Origin of the sequence: Actinoplanes subglobosus (assembly GCF_042650585.1) — a bacterium.
Taxonomy (GTDB): Bacteria; Actinomycetota; Actinomycetes; order Mycobacteriales; family Micromonosporaceae; genus Actinoplanes; species Actinoplanes subglobosus.
Map to the genome: position 1 here is coordinate 268,924 of NZ_JBHSBL010000019.1, position 18,324 is coordinate 287,247.

Here is an 18,324-nt window from a genome sequence, read left to right on the forward strand (position 1 = left end):
GACCACCCGCGGTCATCACACCGCACGCAGTCACGACCAGGCGGTGCCCAATTCAGCATGTCGCTGTTACGGCGCCTTGCTGGACCAGCGCAGCACCGGAACGACGCAATGCCCGACCGACGCAGCGCCCGACCGACATGATGCTCGGCCGACGCAGCGCCGGTACGACGCGCTGCCGGTACGACGCGAATCACGGTTTCGTGGGCCGGTCAGTGAACGCCCGAAGTAGCGGGTCCGGATGGCAGTCGATCGCCCCCAGTGCGGTGACTGTCGACCGTTTCCGGGTCACCCCGCCCGGATCTTGACCGTTTTGCCACCGTTTCCGGTGGTGAGCCGGTCAAGATCGGCCAAGACCGACCCGGCAAACGTCGACGGTCACCGCACAAGCAGGCATCCCATGACCCTTTGGATACAGGGATGTCGCTCAGCCTGACGGATCAAGACGGCCCTTCAGCCTATGCGTCCGTTCGTGTTTGATATCGATCACCCGATCCGGTCCAGCCGATCCCCGGAACCCCTGATGCGCGGCATTGTGCTGTCACGAGGATGAATGCAAACGATTCGTGGATTGCGTGCATTGATCCTCGTGATCACGACGATACATGCACACGGCCAGCGAATATGTACGCCAGTCGGCGTTGGTGGCAAAGAAATACGAAAGGGTCACTATTGCCCGTCACCATATGAAATGGACGCCAGTTCAAAACGCCGAACGACACACAAAGGGCACCACTTCAAACGCCGAACGACGCACAACGGACACCACTTCAAACGCCGAACGACACGAAAGGGACGCCATCTCCAATATCTGGAACGACGCGAAAGGGGCGCCACTTCATATCAGTTCGGCAAGTCTCGCTGCACCCGAGCGCCGCGGGTTGCGGCACGCCCCCTGAAGCTGTCAGCGCTTTCCGAGGCTGGAAGCGGCGACAGAAGCGGCGATGACCCATTTCGCGGTCCTCACGAGGGGTCGACGACCCCATTTCACGGCCGCGAATCGGGCTACGTGGATACCTCGAGCGTAAGTGTGACGCCAAGATCACACCCTCTTAGGCATCCTAGGACTCTAGGCGTTTGCCTTCCGTACGGTGTGCCGGTTTACGCTGATGGCATGTCTGTGAGTGCCGCCCCCGTTACACACCTCGCCCGGCCGCACCGGCCGGTGGTCGTGGCGGGGACTCTCGGCGAGTTGTGCGGGCCTACCGCCGGGTTCGCCGAGCTGCCCCTGCGCCTCTGGTGGCAGCCGCAGCGTGCCTTCGATCTGAGCCAGCACACGATGCTGCTGTGGATGTATGAGAACGTGCTCCGCGAGGCGATCCGTGTCGACGAGCTGCGCAATCACCTCGACGGCGCGACGCTGGTGCGGGTCTGGCCGGAGCTCAACCTGCCCCGTGGTGTCCGTGCCGCGTGGGAGGCACGCCATCCCCGCCTCCGCCGCCGCACCGCCGCCTGACAAACCCGCGACGCCGGCACCCGGCCCGCCGTCCGGCCGTCCGGACGGCGACACGAATACAGTTCAGGGCGGCCATACGGGATTCCGGCGGTCCGACCTGGCGTGAGCACCGCACGAACCGCCGGCCGCGGGAGGGCCTCACGAACCGCGGTTCGTGGGAAAGCCTCCCGACCACAACTCGGGATTTCCGGCGGTCCGACCCGGGGTGAGCACCGCAGGAACCGCGGGAGGGCCTCACGACCACAACTCGGGATTCCGGTAATGGTTGCGGGCACCCACCGACAGGACCGCTCGCAGCGACGCCAGATGCTCGGTGTCCGGCGGCAGATCGAGCCGGTCGAGGAGTGCGAGAGCCTCACCCGGATCCAGGTCACCGTAGTAGTCGTGATAGCTCGCCAGAATCCCCCGGAACACCCCCGGAACCAGTGCCGGCACCGCCGCGGCCGTCGCATAGGTGTGCCGTTTCACCGGCCACGGCACCGGCCCCGAATGCCGCAGAACCCGATCGGCACGACGCAGCAACTCCGGCCCTGCCCCGGGCAGACGGTCCGCATCCCCTCCGAGCACCTCCGCGAACGCCCAAGCGTCGGTGACCCGGCTCTCGAACCATTCGACCCACAGCGAGTACAGCAACTGCGACCCCACCTCGGGCGCCTCCAGTCGCCGCCGCATGCCGGCCCAGAACGCGTCAGCGGCCGCCGGATCATCGGTGGAACCGAGGTACCAGGGACTCAGGTGGAAAGCCAGCCACATGGCGACACCGAACTCGTCGATCAGATCGAGCAGTCCCAGCGCCAACCGGACCTGGTCCACCGCGGACAGTCCGTCATCGCCGAGGATCTCCTCCGTCCACGAATGGGCCAGGTCACTGTCCGACATTTCCCCATCGTTTTCGGCGGAGTGCCACCGCCCGGGTCCGAGTGAGGTGATCCCGGCCTCGCTCAGCCATCGCAGGGTGTCACTCGCATCGGACATCCGCGCAGTGTGCCAACCTTGCCCGGTGACCGTCGACGACTTTTACCGGGACGTGGCCCGCATCGCCCTGGCCGTCGCCGACAAGCACGGCTTCGTTCTCGGCGGCGGTGTGGCCTGGCTGGTCAATGGCCTGGTCGCCCGCCCCACCGAGGACATCGACCTGTTCACCGACACGGCCGGCGGCGTCGAGGCGGCGGCCGGCGAGGTCACCTCGGCACTGACCGGCGCCGGTTACCGCGTGGTCCGTGAGGACGCCGACGAGCTGTTCGCCGGGATGGACGCCGACATCCAGGAGTTCCTGGTGGCGGGCGAGCACCGGGCTCTGCGCCTCACCCTGTGCCGCCTGGACCGGCACCGTGCGCCGGTGGTGATGGACGTGGGCCCGGTCATGCACCTCGACGACCTGGTCGCCACGAAGGTCGCCGCCCTGGTCAACCGCCGCGAGGTTCGGGACTACATCGACGTCGCCGCGGCGCTCGAACGCTATCCCCTGGATCGTGTCCTGGAGCTGGCGCACGCCGCCGACCCGGCACTCGACCCGGAGGACATCGCCGACGCCGGCCGCTATCTGGACCGTCTCGACGACGCCCGGTTCGCGCTCTACGGTCTGGACCGGGCCGCGATCACCGCCCTCCGCAACCGTCTGAAGGACTGGCCCCGCACATGAGACTCACCGCTGTCCTCGTCCCCGGCCGGCTGTACACCACCGCGGGCACCCTGTTCGACCTGGCCGACGCCGTCCTGACCGGGCACGGCGACGCCGTCGAGCGGGTCACCTGGCTGGCTCCGGACGGTCTGCTCGACATCGACCCGGAACCGTTCGTGCGGGTGCACACCGAGGCCGCCCTGCACCGCATCGGCCCGTCGGCGCGTCCGATTCTGATCGCCAAGTCGCTCGGTACCCGCGCCGCCGCCCTGGCCGCCGAGCGGCAGCTGCCGGCGATCTGGCTGACCCCGCTGCTGATCGACCCGGCCGTCGCGAAGGCGATCACCGCCAACCCGGCGCCCGCGCTGCTCATCGGTGGCACCGCCGACCGTTTCTGGGACACCGCCGCGGCCCACGCCACCGGCAAGACGGTCCTGGAGATCCCCGGCGCCGACCACAGCATGCGCGTGCCGGGCCCGATCGGCGCCTACACCGGCGTCCTGACCGACATCGGGGCGAAGATCGATGTCTTCCTTGATCTCGTACGCTCGGAACAGTCCTGAACCGCACCTTCGCCGCCCCCGTGAGTCAGCGCGCGGTTTCCGTACCCCCGAGGCCTTTGCAGCGACCGCCGGGCTGAAGCGGCCCCTCACCCGATAGCCTCCCGTGGTGACCTCCTCGTCGGCGCGGGCCGTCCAGCAGTATGGGGCGACCACCGGGAATCTGACCGCACGGATGGCCCTGCACGCCTACAACACGAACCCGCAGGACTGGTTCGCGTTCGTGGCCGAGCGGCTGCCGAGCGGCGGTGACGTCCTCGAGGTCGGCGCCGGCACGGGTGCCCTGTGGTCGCATGTGGCCCGCCGTGGGATGCGGCTGACGCTGACCGACTTCTCGCCCGCGATGTGCGCCCGGCTGCGCGAGGTCGAGGACGCCGTGGTCCGCCGGTGCGACGCTGCCCGGCTGCCGTTCGGTGACGGCGTGTTCGACACGGTGATCGGCAACCACATGCTCTACCACCTGGACGATCCGCGGGCGGCGCTGCGCGAGTTCGCCCGCGTGCTGCGGCCGGGCGGCCGGGTGTTCGTCGCCGTGAACGGCCGCGAGCACCATACCGAGATCACCGCTCTGGGCCCGGCGATCGGCCGCCCCGACCTGACCCTGTCGGCGGTCCACAACGGCATCACCGCCGAGACCGTCCCCGGCATGCTGGCCCGCCGTTTCGGCAGTGTCACCGCCGAGCGTTACCGCAGTGACCTGGAGGTCCCCGGTCCCGAGCCGGTCCTGGCGTTTCTGGCCAGCATCGCGACCGAGCCGTTGACCGCGGCCCAGGAGTCCGCCGCCCGCGATCTGATCCGGGCCCGGATCGCGGCCGACGGCACGTTCCACGTCCGCAAGCACACCGTCCTGATCACCGCTCAGCACCACCAGCAGTAGAGGCCGGACCCGATGCGCCGCGCCCGGACCGCGAGGGCGGCGACCCCGGCGACGATCTCCGCGGCCAGTTCCTCGTCGATCGTCTCGCCCTCGTCCGCCTGCAGCTCGCTCCAGCGGGCGGCGACCCCGGTGACGTCACCGGCCAGCGCCTCGGTCAGGGCCGACGGGACCACCAGCACCATCGGGCCGTCGTCGCCCAGCACGTCCGGGCCCTGCACGTCGCCGAGGTCCCGCCCGGTGAGAATGCACTCCCAGTCCTCGAGCGCCAGATAGACGTCGAAGTTGCCGAACGTCACCGTGTCGGCGCCCTTGCCGGGCCCGTGCTCCCGGGCGGCGGCAGCCGTGTCGTCGTCCGGCGCGACGAAGAACCGGATGATCGTGCTCATGACCTGTCCTTTACCTCGCGGGTAATCGACGATACGGGGCGCCGGCGAGACGATTCACCGCATGACCACCTATGCCGTCGCGCACCTGCACGACCCGTCCGACCACGACGACGTCCTCACCTACATCGAGAGGATCCAGGAGACGATGGATCCGTACGGCGGACGGTTCCTCGTACACGGCAGCGCTGTCGAGGTCGTCGAGGGCGCATGGCCCGGCGCGCTGGTCGTGGTCGCGTTCCCGGACCGGGACGCCGTTCACGCCTGGTATGCGTCCCCCGCGTACCAGGAGATCCTGCCGCTGCGCACCGCCCACATCACCGGCGACGTCGTCATCGCCGAAGGCGTCGCCCCCGGCTACGATCCCCGCCGGACCGCCGCCGCGATGCGGGCGGCCCGCGACGCCGGCCGCTGTCAGCATCCGCGGGGTGTCTGACTTTGTGGGCGGCGAGGCGCACGCACTCCTCCGAGCGGGAGGCGCTGGGAGGCTTCCTCGACTACCAGCGTGAGGGCTTGATCCCGAGAGCCTGTCTCTCCACCTCGAGATGGCCCCACGCCGGCCGAGATCCCCGGCTGCCGGGCGTCGCCTGACGGACCCGTCGCCGCGGCCCCCGTCACCTTCCTCGTTCCGGCCCAGGTGCGGTGATCAGACTCGGGAGGTGACCGACGGCCGCCGCGACATGGCCGCCGTCGCCGGAGCACCACCAGACGGCGGCCTCGCGGTACCGGCGGGCGCGGGCGCCGAGCCGGTGCGCGGGGCACACCGGCCAGGCCGTCCAGATCGTGTGTGCCACCGCGTCCTGCGCGTCATCGGCGACCGCCACCAGCGCCGACACCGGGTCGGCCCCGGCACGCGAGGGAACCCCCGAACCCGTGCCGAACTCTCCGTCCCAGGTCTCCACGAAGCGGTTCTCGTCGAGACCAGGATCGAAATCCATGAACCGCAGACGGCATCCGGGCAGACCGGTCGCGGAGAGGTCGCGGTTGACCAGCCGCATGGCATCGTCGAGGCCGGCCATCCGCGCCGGTTCCTCCGACAGGCCCAGCTCGAAACAGGCGGTGGCCAGCACGGCGTCGGCGAGTTCCATCATCCGCGGCCAGTTCGCCGCCACGCCGTCGACACTCAGCGCCGCCAGTTCGGCGGCGTCGCGGTCCGACGGCTTGACCTCCAGCACCGCGGTAGCCAGGTCGAACGTGTCCGAATATTCCGGGGCTCCGGCGCGCACCTCGCTGTACACCCGCCGGCACAGCCGATCGAAATCCTCCCGATCCACGCCTCCATGATCCGCCGACGCGAGCTCTGTGGTCGCTCCATGCCGATACTGCATCGCACGGACGCTCGGTGCTGCTCCGCGAAGTACCGCACCGGCGCCTGCAGGGCCCGGGGCAAGCCCTCACTCGCGTCGGCACCCGCGGCCGTCTTCGGCGCCGGCCATATCCGTCTACAGGCCGCCGTTCGTACGGGCGTCACCATGAAGATCACCCCGGACACCTTCTGAGCTGGAAAAACGGGATCAAAGACAGCTTCTGACCCTCGACGGTCCCGGCGACGCGGGCGTGAACTCCCGGAGAACTGGCCGGCCGTCACGACCGAACCCCGCGACGCCGACATGCTGACCGGCGAGAGCGACACCGTGGACCAAGGGGTGGCGTACCACCGCGAGCAGGTCGCGGAGTCCCGCGCCGGCGTGGCCTCGATGGACCGGAGCTGACGGAGTTCGCCCTCGATCGGGTTCTGGCGTGGCGGATGCGCCTCTCACCGAGGCCGGCTCGGTCGCCGAGGCGGAGTACCTGGCGGAGGTCGCCGTCCGGCCGTCGGGTGCGGGCGGATGGCATGATCGGATTCCTGCGGATCCGGCGACATCTTTCGATGGGACGAAACATGGCAGTAATGCACCGGGGTTGGACGGTCGGTGCCGGCATCGGCCTGGTGGTGGTGCTGGCTGCGGCGGTGTCGATCGCGGCGATCCGTTCGAGTTCGAGGTCCGGCGTGCCGGAGTCCCTGTCCGAGGCGCGGGATCTCAACACTCCGGTGTCGGTGCACGTGGTCGAGGGGATCGACGAGACGGCGTGCGGCGTCGGCTCGGCGGGGGTGCCGGCTCTCCGCGGGCCGGAGTGTTACCTGCTCGGGCCCGGCTTCCACGTGACCCGGGCCGAGAAGGTGGAGATGGGCCTCGACGCGAGCGGCGACTTCGCCGTGAACGTGAAGCTGGTGCCGGAGGATGCGGTCATGCTCGCCACGTGGATGGACGCTGCCGTCGGGAGCCGGATCGCCTACCGGGTCGGCGACCGGGTGGTGTCGGCGCCACAGGTCGAGGAGTCACCCGGTGGTGACTCGGTCTTCCTCATCCCGCTGACCGAGGCCCAGGCCGCCACGCTGGTCAAGGAGATGTGGCCGTGAGCGTCACCTGACGCGACGCAGCGGAATGCCGCGGGAGACGTCGACCGACGACACCTTTTGCGGGGATGCGGGGCAGGTGGCCGTACCGTCGCGGGATCAGCAGCGGTGCCGGCCCGGCAAGCCGAGGATCAACGCGGCGCCGACGGTCAGGTGCAGGCCGAGCAGGGCGAGGCGGCTGCCGAGGCCGATGCCGGCCATCGGGCCGGCGAGCGAGATCAGCAGTGCCGCCGCCGCGATGATCCGGAAGTTGCGGACCGGGTGGCGGGTTCCGCGTTCCAGCAGGGCGAGCAGCGCCCAGGCGGCGGCGCCGGCGACGAGGGCGGCGGTGAGCACGGCGGCCGGGCCGATGTGCTGGACCGTGTCGCCCTGGCGGACGGCCGGTACGGTGCCGCTCCAGGTGTCGACGGCCCAGAGGAGCAGGGCGCCGGCGGCGCCGATCACGACGGTGACCGCGCGGCCGGTGGTTCGGGTGTTCGTCATGCCCGTCAGCGTGGCGGCCGGTGGCGGCCGGCCACATCCGGCCGGAGTCGGTGCACCACCGACTTTGGATGGTGTCGGCTTCGGTGGTCCGCTGGTTAGCCTCGGGCGGTGAGAAGGACATGGGGATTCGCGGGCCTGCTGGGCGGATCCGGCCTGTTGATCGTGGCCACCGTCGCCGGGCGGTGGAGCAGCGACCCGGCGGATCCGCTGCTGGGGCTCGACGTCGCCGTCGGTGTGCTGGCCTGGCTGCTGACGCCGCTGCTGGTGTGGCGGCCGATCGGGGCGACGGCGGCGCTGACCGTCCTGGCCGTGCTGTCGCCCGCGGCGACCCCGCCGGCGACGATGGGCGCGCTCCAGGTGGCCCGGCAACGGGACCGGACGGCCGCGATCGCCGTCTCGGCCGGCGGGATCGCCGCGCATGCGGTTCAAGGTGCCTGGCGGGTCAACGGCGGGATGTCGTACGGCTGGTGGCTGGCCCTGGTGACGATCGCCTACGGCGCGCTGCTCGGCTGGGGCCTGTGGGCGCGGGCCCGGGAGGCGCTGATCCGCTCGCTGGAGGAGCGGGCGCAGCGTGCCGAGGCCGAGCAGGGCCGCCGGGTCGCCGAGGCGCGCATGTCGGAGCGCCGCCGGATCGCCCGGGAGATGCACGACGTGCTGGCGCACCGGCTGTCGCTGCTGGCGACGTTCGCGGGGGCGATGGAGTTCCGCCCGGACGCGCCGCCGGAGCAGATGTCGCGGGCGGCCGGTGTGGTGCGCGGCGGTGTCCACCAGGCCCTGGAGGAGCTGCGCGAGGTGATCAGCCTGCTGCGGGAGGACGACACCGGGGACGGGCGGCATCCGCAGCCGGTGCTGGCCGACGTGCCGCGGCTGGTGGCGGAGTCGCGGGAGGCGGGCGCCGAGGTGCTGCTGCGGGAGACGGTGGACGATCCGGCGCAGGCCCCACCGGCGGTGGCGCGGACCGCGTACCGGGTGGTGCAGGAGGGTCTGACGAACGCCCGTAAGCACGCCGCCGGGCAGACGGTCCGGGTGACGGTCAGTGGCGGGCCGGGAGTGGGCCTGCAGGTCGACGTGCGCAATCCGCTGGCGGTGAAGGGTGACCTGCCGCCGGGTGGGGCCGGACTGGTCGGGCTGACCGAGCGGGTGCACCTGGCCGGCGGCACCCTCGACCATCAGGAGACCGGCGGCGAGTTCCGGCTGCACGCGTCGATACCATGGCCGGCGTGACCGACCGGCCGGTGCGGGTGCTCGTCGTCGACGACGACGCGCTGGTCCGTGCCGGGCTGACGATGATGCTCGACGGCGCTCCCGGCATCGTGGTGGTGGGTGAGGCGTCCGACGGCGACCAGGTGCAGGCCGCCGCCGACGCGCACGCGCCGGACGTGGTGCTGATGGATGTGCGGATGCCCCGGGTCGACGGGATCACCGCGACGAGACGGCTCCGGGCCCGGCCGCGGCCACCGGAGGTGATCATGCTGACGACCTTCGACACCGACGAGAACATCCTGCACGCGCTGCGCGCCGGGGCCAGCGGCTTCCTGCTGAAGGACACCCCACCGGCCCGGATCGCCGAGGCGGTGCGGCAGGTCGCGGCCGGTGAGCCGATCCTGTCCCCACGGGTCGCCCGGCGCCTGATGGACCGGGTCGCGGTGCAGGCGGGGGCGTATGCGGAGGCCCGTGCCACGCTGGCGGCGCTCAGTCCCCGCGAGCGGGATGTGGTCGTGGCGATCGGGCAGGGCCACGGCAACGCGGAGATCGGCGCCGCGCTGGACATGACCCTGGCCACGGTGAAGAGCCACGTGTCGCACATCCTGACCAAGCTGGACCTGGACAACCGCACCCAGATCGCCCTGCTGGCCCACGACGCGGGTCTGGCCTAGCGCACGTCGTAACCGGTGGGCGGGCCGGTGTGCTCCCAGCGGACCCCGGTTACCGTGCGGGTGCGGTCGTCGACGACGATGCGGGCGCCGGGCGGATCCCCCTCGTAGGGCTCGACGAGCACCGCGTCGAGGATCTGCCGTGCCCCGTCGACCGAGGCGCGCAGGCTGGTCGACCGCAGCACCCGGCCGAGCGTGATCGCCGCGTCGCGCAGCCGCCGGTCGCTGCCGGACTCCCAGGAGGCGAGGGCGGCGTCGACGCGGGCCCACAGCCGCCACCGGTCGCCGTCGAGCAGCAGCCGAGCGGCCCGGTCGACGGCCGCGCAGGTGATGTCGACGGCCGACTCCTCCCCCAGCTCGGCCGCCCACGCCAGCTCATCGGCGGGTGGCAGCAGCTCGGGCGACTCGTGCAGGATCACCGCGAACAGCACGCCGAGGACGGTCTCGCGGGCCTCGCCGGTGTAGAGCGGGCCGAACGCCCGCATCGGAGGGAACCGGCGGACCAGGTGCGCAGCCCGGCCGAGCGGAAGATCCACCGCGAGTCGGGTGTCGGTCACCCGGGCGTGGAAGGTGCGTTGTTCGCGAGCAGCGAAAATCCAGGCGCGATGCTCGTCGGCGATCAGCCGGGCGGCCACCGAGTAGGACACGCCGAGCTGGGCGGCGAGCGCCCGGATGGCCCTTTTGCGGGCGCGGTCAGGAACGGGCCGGCGGGTGCGGGTACCGGTCATGGGTGGCCTCCCTGACTCTTCGTGGGTCTGATTCCGTTGTACTCTCGGGGAGCAGCGCGCCTGCACGAGCGTAGCGATGCCCCCCACGCGGGCGCCGCCCCACGCCAAGAGGCTCAGACTCAGCGCACACGACTTCAGCCTGTCTTCTCCGGCGGAGTGCGTGGGGCTTCGCGTTGAGGACGTGAGTGCCGTGTTCGAACGCTTCACCGACCGCGCCCGCCGTGTCGTCGTCCTGGCCCAGGAAGAGGCCCGGACGCTCAACCACCACTACATCGGTACGGAACACCTGCTGCTCGGCCTGATCCACGAGGGCGAGGGGGTGGCCGCGAAGTCGCTGGAGGCCCTGGGAGCCTCGCTGGAGGCCGTCCGCCGGCAGGTCGAGGAGATCATCGGCCAGGGCCCGGAGGTCGCCGGCGGCCACATCCCGTTCACCCCGCGGGCCAAGAAGGTCCTCGAACTGTCGCTGCGGGAAGCCCTCCGGCTGGGCCACGACTACATCGGCACCGAGCACATCCTGCTCGGCCTGCTCCGCGAAGGCGAGGGTGTCGCCGCGCAGGTCCTGGTCAAGCTGGGCGCCGACCGCGACAGGGTGCGCCGGCAGGTGATCCAGCTGCTCGCCGGAAGCCCCGCGGCGGCACCCCCGCCGGCCCCGGTCCGGGACACCGTCCTCGACCAGTACGGCCGCAACCTCACCCAGGACGCCCGTGAGGGCCGGCTCGACCCGGTGATCGGCCGGGACCTGGAGATCGAACGGGTGGTGCAGGTGCTGTCGCGCCGCCGCAAGAACAACCCGGTCCTGATCGGTGAGCCGGGCGTCGGCAAGACCGCCGCCGTCGAAGGCCTGGCGCAGGCGATCGTCAGCGGCGCCGTCCCGGACACGCTGCGGGGCAAGGAGCTCTACACCCTCGACATGAGTTCGCTGGTCGCCGGCTCCCGCTACCGCGGCGACTTCGAGGAGCGTCTGAAGAAGATTCTCAAGGAGGTACGGACCAGAGGCGACGTGATCCTGTTCGTCGACGAGGTGCACACCCTGGTCGGGGCCGGTGCCGCCGAGGGGGCCGTCGACGCCGCCAGCATCCTCAAACCGCCGCTGGCCCGTTCCGAGTTCCAGCTGGTCGGCGCGACCACCGTGGACGAGTACCGCAAGTTCGTCGCCAAGGACAAGCCACTGGAACGTCGTCTCCAGCCGATCGAGGTCGGCGAGCCGACGCTGGCGCACACCATCGAGATCCTGCGCGGGCTGCGCGACCACTACGAGGCGCACCACCGGGTCACCTACACCGACGCGGCACTCGTGGCGGCGGCGACACTGGCCGACCGGTACATCGCCGACCGGTTCCTGCCGGACAAGGCGATCGACCTGATCGACGAGGCCGGTGCGCGGACACAGCTGCGCCCCGGCGGCGGGGACACGCCACCGGAGGAGATCGGTGACGAGCAGATCGCCGAGGTGCTGGGCCACTGGACGGGGATCCCGGTGCACCGGCTCACCGAGGAGGAGACGGCCCGGCTGCTGCACATGGAGGACGAGCTGCATCGCCGGGTCGTCGCGCAGGACGATGCCGTTCGTGGGGTGGCGCGCGCGATCCGGCGTACCCGCGCGGGGTTGAAGGATCCGAAACGACCGGCCGGGTCGTTCATCTTCGCCGGCCCGTCGGGCGTCGGGAAGACCGAACTGTGCCGTGCGCTCGCGGAGTTCCTGTTCGGCTCCGAGGACGCGCTGATCCAGCTCGACATGTCCGAATTCCACGACCGGCACACGATGTCGCGGCTGGTCGGCGCCCCGCCCGGGTACGTCGGCTACGACGAGGGCGGTCAGGTCACCGAGAAGGTCCGCCGCAAGCCGTTCTCGGTGGTGCTGTTCGACGAGATCGAGAAGGCTCATCCGGACGTGTTCAACACGCTGCTGCAGATCCTCGAGGACGGGCGCCTCACCGACGGTCAGGGCCGGATCGTCGACTTCAAGAACACCGTGATCATCCTGACCAGCAACCTCGGCACCCGGCAGGTGGGCCGGACCCTGGGCTTCCAGGCCTCGGCACCCGAGTCGGCCTACGAGGTGATGAAGGCGCGGGTCACCGACGAGCTGAAGCAGCACTTCCGGCCCGAGTTCCTCAACCGCATCGACGACACGATCGTCTTCCACCAGCTGCGCGAGCCGGAGATCCTCACCATCGTCGACGTGTTCACCGCCCGCATCCAGGCACAGCTGAGGAACCGGGACATCACCCTGGAACTCACCGATGCGGCCCGCCGGCACCTGGCGGCGAAGGGTTTCGACCCGCTGCTGGGGGCGCGGCCGCTGCGCCGGACCATCCAGCGGGAGCTGGAGGACGCCCTGTCGGAGCAGATCCTGTTCAACGAGCTGCGCCCGGGCCAGACAGTCGTCGTCGACCACGACGACGACGGTCTGGTCTTCCGGGGAGCTGTTCCCGCGGGGCGGTGACGGCCGGCCGATCAAAATGCGTTTCTCCGATCGCCGGGGGTCCATAGGATCTCCGGTGATCCAGGAGGGTGACACGGTGGACGATTTCCAGCAGTTCACGGCGGACGTGGCGTCGCGTCTGTCCGCGATGTCCAAGGGCGAGTTGTACGTCGTCGGCGACGGGCTCGACCGGGATTCGCTCTGGCTCACCTTTCTCGAATCCTTTCCCGCCGGCACGAATCCGCGGTTCCGTGAGCGGTCCGCGTACGACTGCTCGACCTGCCGCGGATTCGTGAAGAACCTCGGAAACGTCGTCGAGATCCGCGACGGGCACGTGCGTACCGTCTGGTCGGGGGTCTCCGCCTCTGATCCGGTCTTCTCCGTCGTCGCCGCGGCAATGGACGAATTCGTGGGCACGCTTCCGTTGTCCGGTATTTTCCGCTCCGCCGAGGCGCAGTACGGCGCGAAGACGACCCGGGCGCTGCGCGACGGCAAGGTCGAGGTGTGGGACCACCTGCACGGACAGGTGGAGAAGCGGTACCGCACCCCGGACGTCGGCGCGGCACGGGGCACCTTCGACGCCGCGGTGCAGGTGTTCCAGCGCGGTCTGGCCGAGCTGACCCTGGACGCTCTGGACACCGTCATCGACCTGATCGACGACAACGCCCTCTACCGCGGCGAGGAGCACCACCGGGCGGTGACCGAGTTCCGGTCGCTGCGGAACCGGTGGACGGAGGCGGCCGACGGGCGGGCCTTCGTGTTCGCCAACGCCGTGAACCCGGCGGCCCGGTTCCGCAACACGGTCATCGGCACCCTCGTTCAGGACCTCTCCGCGGGCGTCGACCTGGAGCAGGCGGTCCGCGCGTTCGAGACGAAGGTGGCGCCGCAGAACTACCAGCGCCCCACGGCGCTGATCACCCCGGCCATGGTCAAGGCGGCCATGCGGACCATCGACGAGCTGGGCATCGAGGAGTCGCTGCAGCGGCGGTTCGCCCGGCTGTCCGACGTGTCGGTCACCAACGTGCTGTGGGTCGACAACGACACCCAGTCGCGGATGAAGGACGGCCTCGAAGGGCTGCTCATGCAGGCTGCCACCACGTCGCCCGGTGCGCGCCTCCGGGACGCGAAGCCGGAGGAGATCCCGGTGATCACCTTCATGAAGGACATCCTGCCCGGGGCCGCGAGCATCGACCTGTGGGTCGCCAACAGCCACGAACCGCACTTCGTCAGTCTCACCACCGGCCGGAACCCGGATGCCCCGCGACTGTTCCGCTGGAACAACGACTTCGGCTGGTCGTACGGCGGCAACGTCACCGACTCGATCAGGGAGCGGGTCAAGCGTGCCGGCGGCAACGTGACCGGCAAGGTGCGGGTGAGCCTGTCCTGGTTCAACCACGACGACCTCGACCTGCACGTGTACGAGCCCGACGGCACCCACATCTGGTACCAGGACAAGCGCGACAAGCTGGACGTCGACATGAACGCGTCCTCGCCCCTGTCCCGCGAGCCGGTGGAGAACGTCACCTGGGCCGGCCGGATCGCCGACGGCGAGTACCGGATCGAGGTGAACCAGTTCCGCAAGCGGGACACCGGCGACGGCGGCTTCGTGATCGAGACCGAGAGCAACGGGCGGATCGAGCATTACCGCCACGACCGTGCGGTCGGCCAGAAGGAGACCGTCGAGGTGGGCAGGATGACGGTCGCCGGCGAGGTGATCACCGCTTTCCGGCCGGGAACCGACATGCGGCACGGCAACGCGGCCAAGGACGTGTGGGGTGTCACCACCGAACAGTTCGTGCCGGTGTCCACCGTCATGTACTCGCCGAACCATTTCGACGACAACGAGGTCGGCAACCGGCACTACTTCTTCATGCTCAAAGGCTGCGAGAACGACCAGCCGGCCCGGGGGATCTACAACGAGTTCCTCCGCGGCGACCTGCAGCCCCACCGCAAGGTGTTCGAGGTTCTCGGCGACCGCACCAAGTGCGAGCCGTCCCCGGATCAGCTGTCCGGCCTCGGCTTCAGCTCCACGGTCCGCAACTCGGTGGTCGCCAAGGTGACCATGACCGGCGGGCGGCGCCGCCTCGTCAGCATCCAGTTCTGATTCCCGACCCGACATCCGAGAGGCGATCGTGACCATTTTCGAGAAGGCCACGCGGGAGAAGTTCCGCTACCCGTCGGCCAAGGGCCTGCTGAACACCGAACAGCTCTGGGAGCTTCCGCTCACCGCCAAGTCCGGCTTCAGCCTCGACGACGTGGCCAAGGCGGTGAACGCCGAGCTCAAGGCCATCGACACCGAGTCGTTCGTGGCCACCGAGACCAATCCGGCCAAGACGACCCTGGAGACCAAGCTGGAAGTCGTCAAGCACGTCATCGCCTTCCGGCTCGCCGAGGACGAGGCGGCGAAGGCGGCGGCGGCCAAGAAGCTGGAGAAGGAGAAGCTGCTGGCGGTCCTGGGCCGCAAGCAGGACGCCGTCCTGGAGAACCTGACCGAGGCGGAGCTCCTGGCCCGGATCAACAACCTCTGACGTCCGGACCGGGCCCGGCCGCGACCGCCTCGGTGCGTCACGGTACCTATGCTCCTTACGAAGCCACACCGGAAAGGACAAACCATGACGAGCACCGCGGACCTGTACGACGAGCACGGCGACAAGCTCGGCTCCTGCGACACCCAGTTCCGGCAGTACGGCGGGGTGGCCGTGTTCAGTGGCCGGGCCGTGACCGTGTACTGCTTCCAGGACAACGCCCTGCTCAAGTCGGTGCTGTCCGAGCCGGGCGACGGCCGGGTGCTGGTCGTCGACGGCGGCGGTTCGGTGCACACGGCACTGATGGGCGACATCATCGCCGGGCTGGCCGTCGCCAACGGCTGGTCCGGCGTGATCATCAACGGCGCGGTCCGTGACGTGGCCGCGCTGCGGGAGCTGCCGGTCGGCATCAAGGCGCTCGGCTCCAACCCGCGCAAGAGCGGCAAGACCGGCTCCGGCGAGCGCGACGTGCCCCTGCAGTTCGGCAACTGCACGTTCACCCCGGGCGCCCAGGTCTTCAGCGACGACGACGGCGTGGTCGTCCTGGACTGATCCGTTACTGATCGGCCGGCGGCGGTACGGTCCGGCGGGAGCGTCGCAGGTCGACGACCACCATCGTGCACAGGATGAGCAGCGGGATCGAGCAGGCGAGGTTGGCGCCGATCGTGTTCGTCCGCTGGTCGGCCGCGACGTTGCCGGTCTCGTCGGTCCAGCCTCCCTCGATGCTGATGGCGATGGCGGCGATCTCCATGAGCGCGAAGATGCCGGTGGTCACCCACAGGACGATTCGTGCTGCCTGCTTGGTGGCCGCGATCCGCTTCGCCCCGCGGCGGGCCCTGGTCAGGTCCGCGATGGTGGCGTCGGCGTTGACCGATCCCGCTCGCAGCCACCCGGCGGGTTGGGCCATCCACCAGCTCAGGGCGGTCCGGTCCGCCGGAAGCAGGCCGCCCGAGACCGCGTCGTTCCACGTGTCGCGCAGCCCCGCGCAGAAGCCGCTGAGGTAGGCGGGGCTCGGGGTGAAGCCCGAGTTCGTCGAACCGGCCGGCGCGGCGTGGCCGCCGAGGTATCCGGCGAGTTCGACGAGCCAGGGCGGCACAGGGCCGGAGGACCGCTGCCGCCACGGCGTGAGCCACAGGACGACGTCGAAATGGCGCAGGCTCAGATCAGCGAGCGCCGCCAACGGCAGTGTGGCGGCCATGCGGGCACCCTCGCGGGTCCCACGGTGGTGGTCGGCCTCGCGGCCGACGTGGCCCGGGTCGGTGTCCGCCCGGGCCGGCGTGGATCGGCTGACGTCCGCCGACGGGCCCCGGGAAAAGCTCACCGGGGGTGGCCGGGTGACGCCACTGATGGCGTCCTGCAGCGCGTCGCGGATCTTGATGATCGCGTCGTTGGCGGAGTGGGCGAACGAGATCGTGTCGTCGTCGGTCAGGGGAGGCCGGCCCGCGTTCGGGCCGAAGCGGACGACCGGCGCGGGTGTGACCCCGGGAAGGATCGCCTGGAGGTATCCGTGGTGCAGCCGGGTGGCGGCCTTCATCGCCACCCCGGACAGCTCGCGGACGTGGTAACGGCGCTCACCCTTGTAGATGTGGCCGACGCCGTTCTTGCCGAGTACCAGCCACTGACCGTCGAACGAGACCCAGCCCAGGACCCCCTGCGCGATCAGGGTGCGTGCCCGAGGCACGGCGGTCGTGACCGGGACGGGCGGCGGCGTGGACAAGGCGGCGTCGGCTACGACGAGAGCGCCCTCGCCCGACCCGAGGCGGCGTGGCCGCTGCGGTGACGGCCCGCGACGGATCTCGTCGTACACGTAGTCATAGAGTTCGTCGGCGGTGATCCGCCCGTCACGGTTGCGGTCGGCCTGCCCGGAGGTGATGCCGCTGATCAGCGCCCCGGTGAAGTAGGACGGGCCGACGACCGGCGACTGCGCGTCCTCGAAGCTCGCCTCGGTGTCGCCCGACGCGGTGAGGACCGCGACGCCGGTGCCGGGCGGCACCTCCTGCACAAGCGACTCGACGTTGGCACCGGACGACCGGCTGCGCATGCCTTTGATGAAACCGCCGCTGAAGCAGCAGTCGACGAGGACGAGCGTCGCTTTCGACCGGCTGGAGTGGATGCAGTCGCGGACCCACTCGGCCGACACCGCGGTCGACCCGAGGAGGTCGCGTTCGGTGTCGGTGAAGGCGAAGTAGAGCCGGCCCTGCCGGTCCTGCACACCGTGGCAGGACAGGTAAAGCAGGCTCATGGTGTCCGTGGGCCGGGCGGCGGCGAAGAACCCCTCGATCTCGCGCCGAGCGTCCTGACTCGTGCAGTCGACCCTGGCGGTCACGGCGTAGCGGCACCGGTCGGGGTCACGCAGCACTCCGGCCAGCTCGTTCACGTCCTGTCGCGGCGAGCGCAGCGGGGCCAGCGTCGGGTCGGCGAAGGTGCCGCATCCGAGGAGGAGAGCTCGCCGCCGCGGGGAGGAGCCGGTCACGACTCGCGTTCGAGGCGCCGCAGGTAGGCGGAGACCAGCTGGTCTCTCTGTGGTCGGGTGACCTGCCCGCGGAAGCGCTGGCCGTCGATCTCGAGTTCGACATCGTTGGGCTGGCGGCTGAGCCACGACGCGATGACGACCATCAGGTTCTCGACCACGGGCGGGGCCAGCGTCACCAGGAGGGCGCCGACGGCGAGGACCTCACCGGACTTGGCGCCGGCCGGTGCCGGGCCGGATGTGCCCTGGCGGACGTCGTCGACGTCGGTGTCGAGAAGGGCCTCACGGAGGTTCTGCGCGAGCTCGTGAATGTCTTCGTCGTCGGTGTCCGAACAGACGATCCGCACATCAATCGTTGCCGGTTCCATAGATCGCACCAATTCGGTCAAGGATCATGAGTGAGGAATCAGATAGACAGTAGTGGTTGTTCGGGACCAATGCCTCAACCACTCGGACGACCCCCATGGGTGGCGCGGCGCGGAAAATTCGACCCGCCGGATGGCGGGGCGAATCCGCCGGATGGCGCT

At 70.2% G+C, this 18,324-nt stretch carries 19 protein-coding genes; 12 read left to right on the plus strand and 7 right to left on the minus strand.

All coding sequences use genetic code 11. The features are described 5' to 3' along the window. The first annotated feature begins 1,111 nt into the window (after positions 1-1,111). Positions 1,112-1,453, plus strand: a complete 342-nt coding sequence (locus ACFO0C_RS26725) for a hypothetical protein (RefSeq protein ID WP_378069435.1) — start codon at positions 1,112-1,114, stop codon at positions 1,451-1,453. Between the two features lie 234 nt (positions 1,454-1,687). On the opposite strand, the gene ACFO0C_RS26730 is transcribed toward ACFO0C_RS26725, so the two are convergent. Continuing rightward, positions 1,688-2,332 carry a hypothetical protein gene (locus ACFO0C_RS26730; RefSeq protein WP_378069436.1) on the minus strand — a complete coding sequence of 215 codons (645 nt, stop codon included), beginning with the start codon at positions 2,330-2,332 and terminating at the stop codon, positions 1,688-1,690. Positions 2,333-2,453: 121 nt separating this feature from the next. Between ACFO0C_RS26730 and ACFO0C_RS26735 the strand changes: the two genes are divergently transcribed. The 3 genes from ACFO0C_RS26735 to ACFO0C_RS26745 all read left to right on the plus strand — a co-directional run bounded on the left by ACFO0C_RS26735 (position 2,454) and on the right by ACFO0C_RS26745 (position 4,511). Next, entirely contained in the window at positions 2,454-3,095 is a 642-nt protein-coding gene (locus ACFO0C_RS26735) for a nucleotidyl transferase AbiEii/AbiGii toxin family protein (protein WP_378069437.1), read from the plus strand. Further along, positions 3,092-3,637 (plus strand): alpha/beta hydrolase, encoded by a 546-nt coding sequence (locus tag ACFO0C_RS26740; protein ID WP_378069438.1) that lies wholly within the window; start codon positions 3,092-3,094, stop codon positions 3,635-3,637. The genes ACFO0C_RS26735 and ACFO0C_RS26740 overlap by 4 nt, the downstream gene beginning before the upstream one ends. 106 nt (positions 3,638-3,743) lie before the next feature. Beyond that, positions 3,744-4,511 (plus strand): class I SAM-dependent methyltransferase, encoded by a 768-nt coding sequence (locus ACFO0C_RS26745; protein ID WP_378069439.1) that lies wholly within the window; start codon positions 3,744-3,746, stop codon positions 4,509-4,511. Here ACFO0C_RS26745 and ACFO0C_RS26750 read toward each other — a convergent pair. Next, the gene (locus ACFO0C_RS26750) at positions 4,493-4,897 is read right to left on the minus strand and encodes a hypothetical protein (RefSeq protein ID WP_378069440.1); all 405 of its coding nucleotides are present in this window, start codon (positions 4,895-4,897) and stop codon (positions 4,493-4,495) included. The two genes, ACFO0C_RS26745 and ACFO0C_RS26750, sit on opposite strands and share 19 nt — an antisense overlap. A 61-nt stretch (positions 4,898-4,958) precedes the next feature. On the opposite strand from ACFO0C_RS26750, the gene ACFO0C_RS26755 reads away from it, so the two are divergent. Beyond that, positions 4,959-5,330, plus strand: a complete 372-nt coding sequence (locus ACFO0C_RS26755; protein ID WP_378069441.1) for a DUF1330 domain-containing protein — start codon at positions 4,959-4,961, stop codon at positions 5,328-5,330. A 178-nt stretch (positions 5,331-5,508) separates the two neighbouring features. On the opposite strand, the gene ACFO0C_RS26760 is transcribed toward ACFO0C_RS26755, so the two are convergent. Further along, positions 5,509-6,168 (minus strand): hypothetical protein, encoded by a 660-nt coding sequence (locus ACFO0C_RS26760; RefSeq protein ID WP_378069442.1) that lies wholly within the window; start codon positions 6,166-6,168, stop codon positions 5,509-5,511. A gap of 608 nt (positions 6,169-6,776) precedes the next feature. Between ACFO0C_RS26760 and ACFO0C_RS26765 the strand changes: the two genes are divergently transcribed. After that, complete coding sequence (locus tag ACFO0C_RS26765) at positions 6,777-7,295, plus strand: hypothetical protein (RefSeq protein WP_378069443.1); 519 nt, start codon at positions 6,777-6,779, stop codon at positions 7,293-7,295. A 96-nt stretch (positions 7,296-7,391) separates the two neighbouring features. On the opposite strand, the gene ACFO0C_RS26770 is transcribed toward ACFO0C_RS26765, so the two are convergent. Continuing rightward, entirely contained in the window at positions 7,392-7,775 is a 384-nt protein-coding gene (locus ACFO0C_RS26770) for a DUF6069 family protein (protein WP_378069444.1), read from the minus strand. Positions 7,776-7,883: 108 nt separating this feature from the next. Here ACFO0C_RS26770 and ACFO0C_RS26775 point away from each other — a divergent pair, with 108 nt between their 5' ends. Both ACFO0C_RS26775 and ACFO0C_RS26780 read left to right on the plus strand, forming a co-directional pair. Then, entirely contained in the window at positions 7,884-8,999 is a 1,116-nt protein-coding gene (locus tag ACFO0C_RS26775) for a sensor histidine kinase (protein WP_378069445.1), read from the plus strand. After that, on the plus strand, positions 8,987-9,652 hold the full coding sequence (locus ACFO0C_RS26780; protein WP_378069446.1) for a response regulator: 666 nt from the start codon (positions 8,987-8,989) through the stop codon (positions 9,650-9,652). The genes ACFO0C_RS26775 and ACFO0C_RS26780 overlap by 13 nt, the downstream gene beginning before the upstream one ends. On the opposite strand, the gene ACFO0C_RS26785 is transcribed toward ACFO0C_RS26780, so the two are convergent. Beyond that, the gene (locus ACFO0C_RS26785; protein ID WP_378069447.1) at positions 9,649-10,377 is read right to left on the minus strand and encodes a hypothetical protein; all 729 of its coding nucleotides are present in this window, start codon (positions 10,375-10,377) and stop codon (positions 9,649-9,651) included. The two genes, ACFO0C_RS26780 and ACFO0C_RS26785, sit on opposite strands and share 4 nt — an antisense overlap. A 190-nt stretch (positions 10,378-10,567) precedes the next feature. Between ACFO0C_RS26785 and ACFO0C_RS26790 the strand changes: the two genes are divergently transcribed. The 4 genes from ACFO0C_RS26790 to rraA all read left to right on the plus strand — a co-directional run bounded on the left by ACFO0C_RS26790 (position 10,568) and on the right by rraA (position 15,879). After that, positions 10,568-12,823 (plus strand): ATP-dependent Clp protease ATP-binding subunit, encoded by a 2,256-nt coding sequence (locus tag ACFO0C_RS26790; protein ID WP_378069912.1) that lies wholly within the window; start codon positions 10,568-10,570, stop codon positions 12,821-12,823. 76 nt (positions 12,824-12,899) lie between these two features. Then, positions 12,900-14,906: a hypothetical protein gene (locus ACFO0C_RS26795; RefSeq protein WP_378069913.1), complete on the plus strand. Its 2,007-nt coding sequence runs from the start codon at positions 12,900-12,902 to the stop codon at positions 14,904-14,906. Between the two features lie 28 nt (positions 14,907-14,934). Continuing rightward, complete coding sequence (locus ACFO0C_RS26800; protein ID WP_378069448.1) at positions 14,935-15,330, plus strand: hypothetical protein; 396 nt, start codon at positions 14,935-14,937, stop codon at positions 15,328-15,330. Positions 15,331-15,414: 84 nt separating this feature from the next. Beyond that, complete coding sequence (gene rraA, locus ACFO0C_RS26805; RefSeq protein ID WP_378069449.1) at positions 15,415-15,879, plus strand: ribonuclease E activity regulator RraA; 465 nt, start codon at positions 15,415-15,417, stop codon at positions 15,877-15,879. A 4-nt stretch (positions 15,880-15,883) separates the two neighbouring features. On the opposite strand, the gene ACFO0C_RS26810 is transcribed toward rraA, so the two are convergent. Both ACFO0C_RS26810 and ACFO0C_RS26815 read right to left on the minus strand, forming a co-directional pair. Beyond that, positions 15,884-17,800, minus strand: coding sequence for a caspase family protein (locus ACFO0C_RS26810; protein WP_378069450.1), 1,917 nt, complete (start codon positions 17,798-17,800; stop codon positions 15,884-15,886). Beyond that, positions 17,797-18,165: a hypothetical protein gene (locus ACFO0C_RS26815; protein ID WP_378069451.1), complete on the minus strand. Its 369-nt coding sequence runs from the start codon at positions 18,163-18,165 to the stop codon at positions 17,797-17,799. Before ACFO0C_RS26815 ends, ACFO0C_RS26810 begins: the two co-directional genes overlap by 4 nt. Positions 18,166-18,324 lie beyond the last annotated feature (159 nt).

Excerpts from the sequence above, each read along its gene's own strand:
- ACFO0C_RS26780 (WP_378069446.1), top strand. The coding sequence starts at position 8,987 with ATGGCCGGCGTGACCGACCGGCCGGTGCGGGTGCTCGTCGTCGACGAC.
- ACFO0C_RS26750 (WP_378069440.1), bottom strand. The coding sequence starts at position 4,897 with ATGAGCACGATCATCCGGTTCTTCGTCGCGCCGGACGACGACACGGCT.
- rraA (WP_378069449.1), top strand. The coding sequence starts at position 15,415 with ATGACGAGCACCGCGGACCTGTACGACGAGCACGGCGACAAGCTCGGC.
- ACFO0C_RS26765 (WP_378069443.1), top strand. The coding sequence starts at position 6,777 with ATGGCAGTAATGCACCGGGGTTGGACGGTCGGTGCCGGCATCGGCCTG.
- ACFO0C_RS26770 (WP_378069444.1), bottom strand. The coding sequence starts at position 7,775 with ATGACGAACACCCGAACCACCGGCCGCGCGGTCACCGTCGTGATCGGC.
- ACFO0C_RS26725 (WP_378069435.1), top strand. The coding sequence starts at position 1,112 with ATGTCTGTGAGTGCCGCCCCCGTTACACACCTCGCCCGGCCGCACCGG.
- ACFO0C_RS26815 (WP_378069451.1), bottom strand. The coding sequence starts at position 18,165 with ATGGAACCGGCAACGATTGATGTGCGGATCGTCTGTTCGGACACCGAC.
- ACFO0C_RS26730 (WP_378069436.1), bottom strand. The coding sequence starts at position 2,332 with ATGTCGGACAGTGACCTGGCCCATTCGTGGACGGAGGAGATCCTCGGC.
- ACFO0C_RS26740 (WP_378069438.1), top strand. The coding sequence starts at position 3,092 with ATGAGACTCACCGCTGTCCTCGTCCCCGGCCGGCTGTACACCACCGCG.
- ACFO0C_RS26755 (WP_378069441.1), top strand. The coding sequence starts at position 4,959 with ATGACCACCTATGCCGTCGCGCACCTGCACGACCCGTCCGACCACGAC.
- ACFO0C_RS26785 (WP_378069447.1), bottom strand. The coding sequence starts at position 10,377 with ATGACCGGTACCCGCACCCGCCGGCCCGTTCCTGACCGCGCCCGCAAA.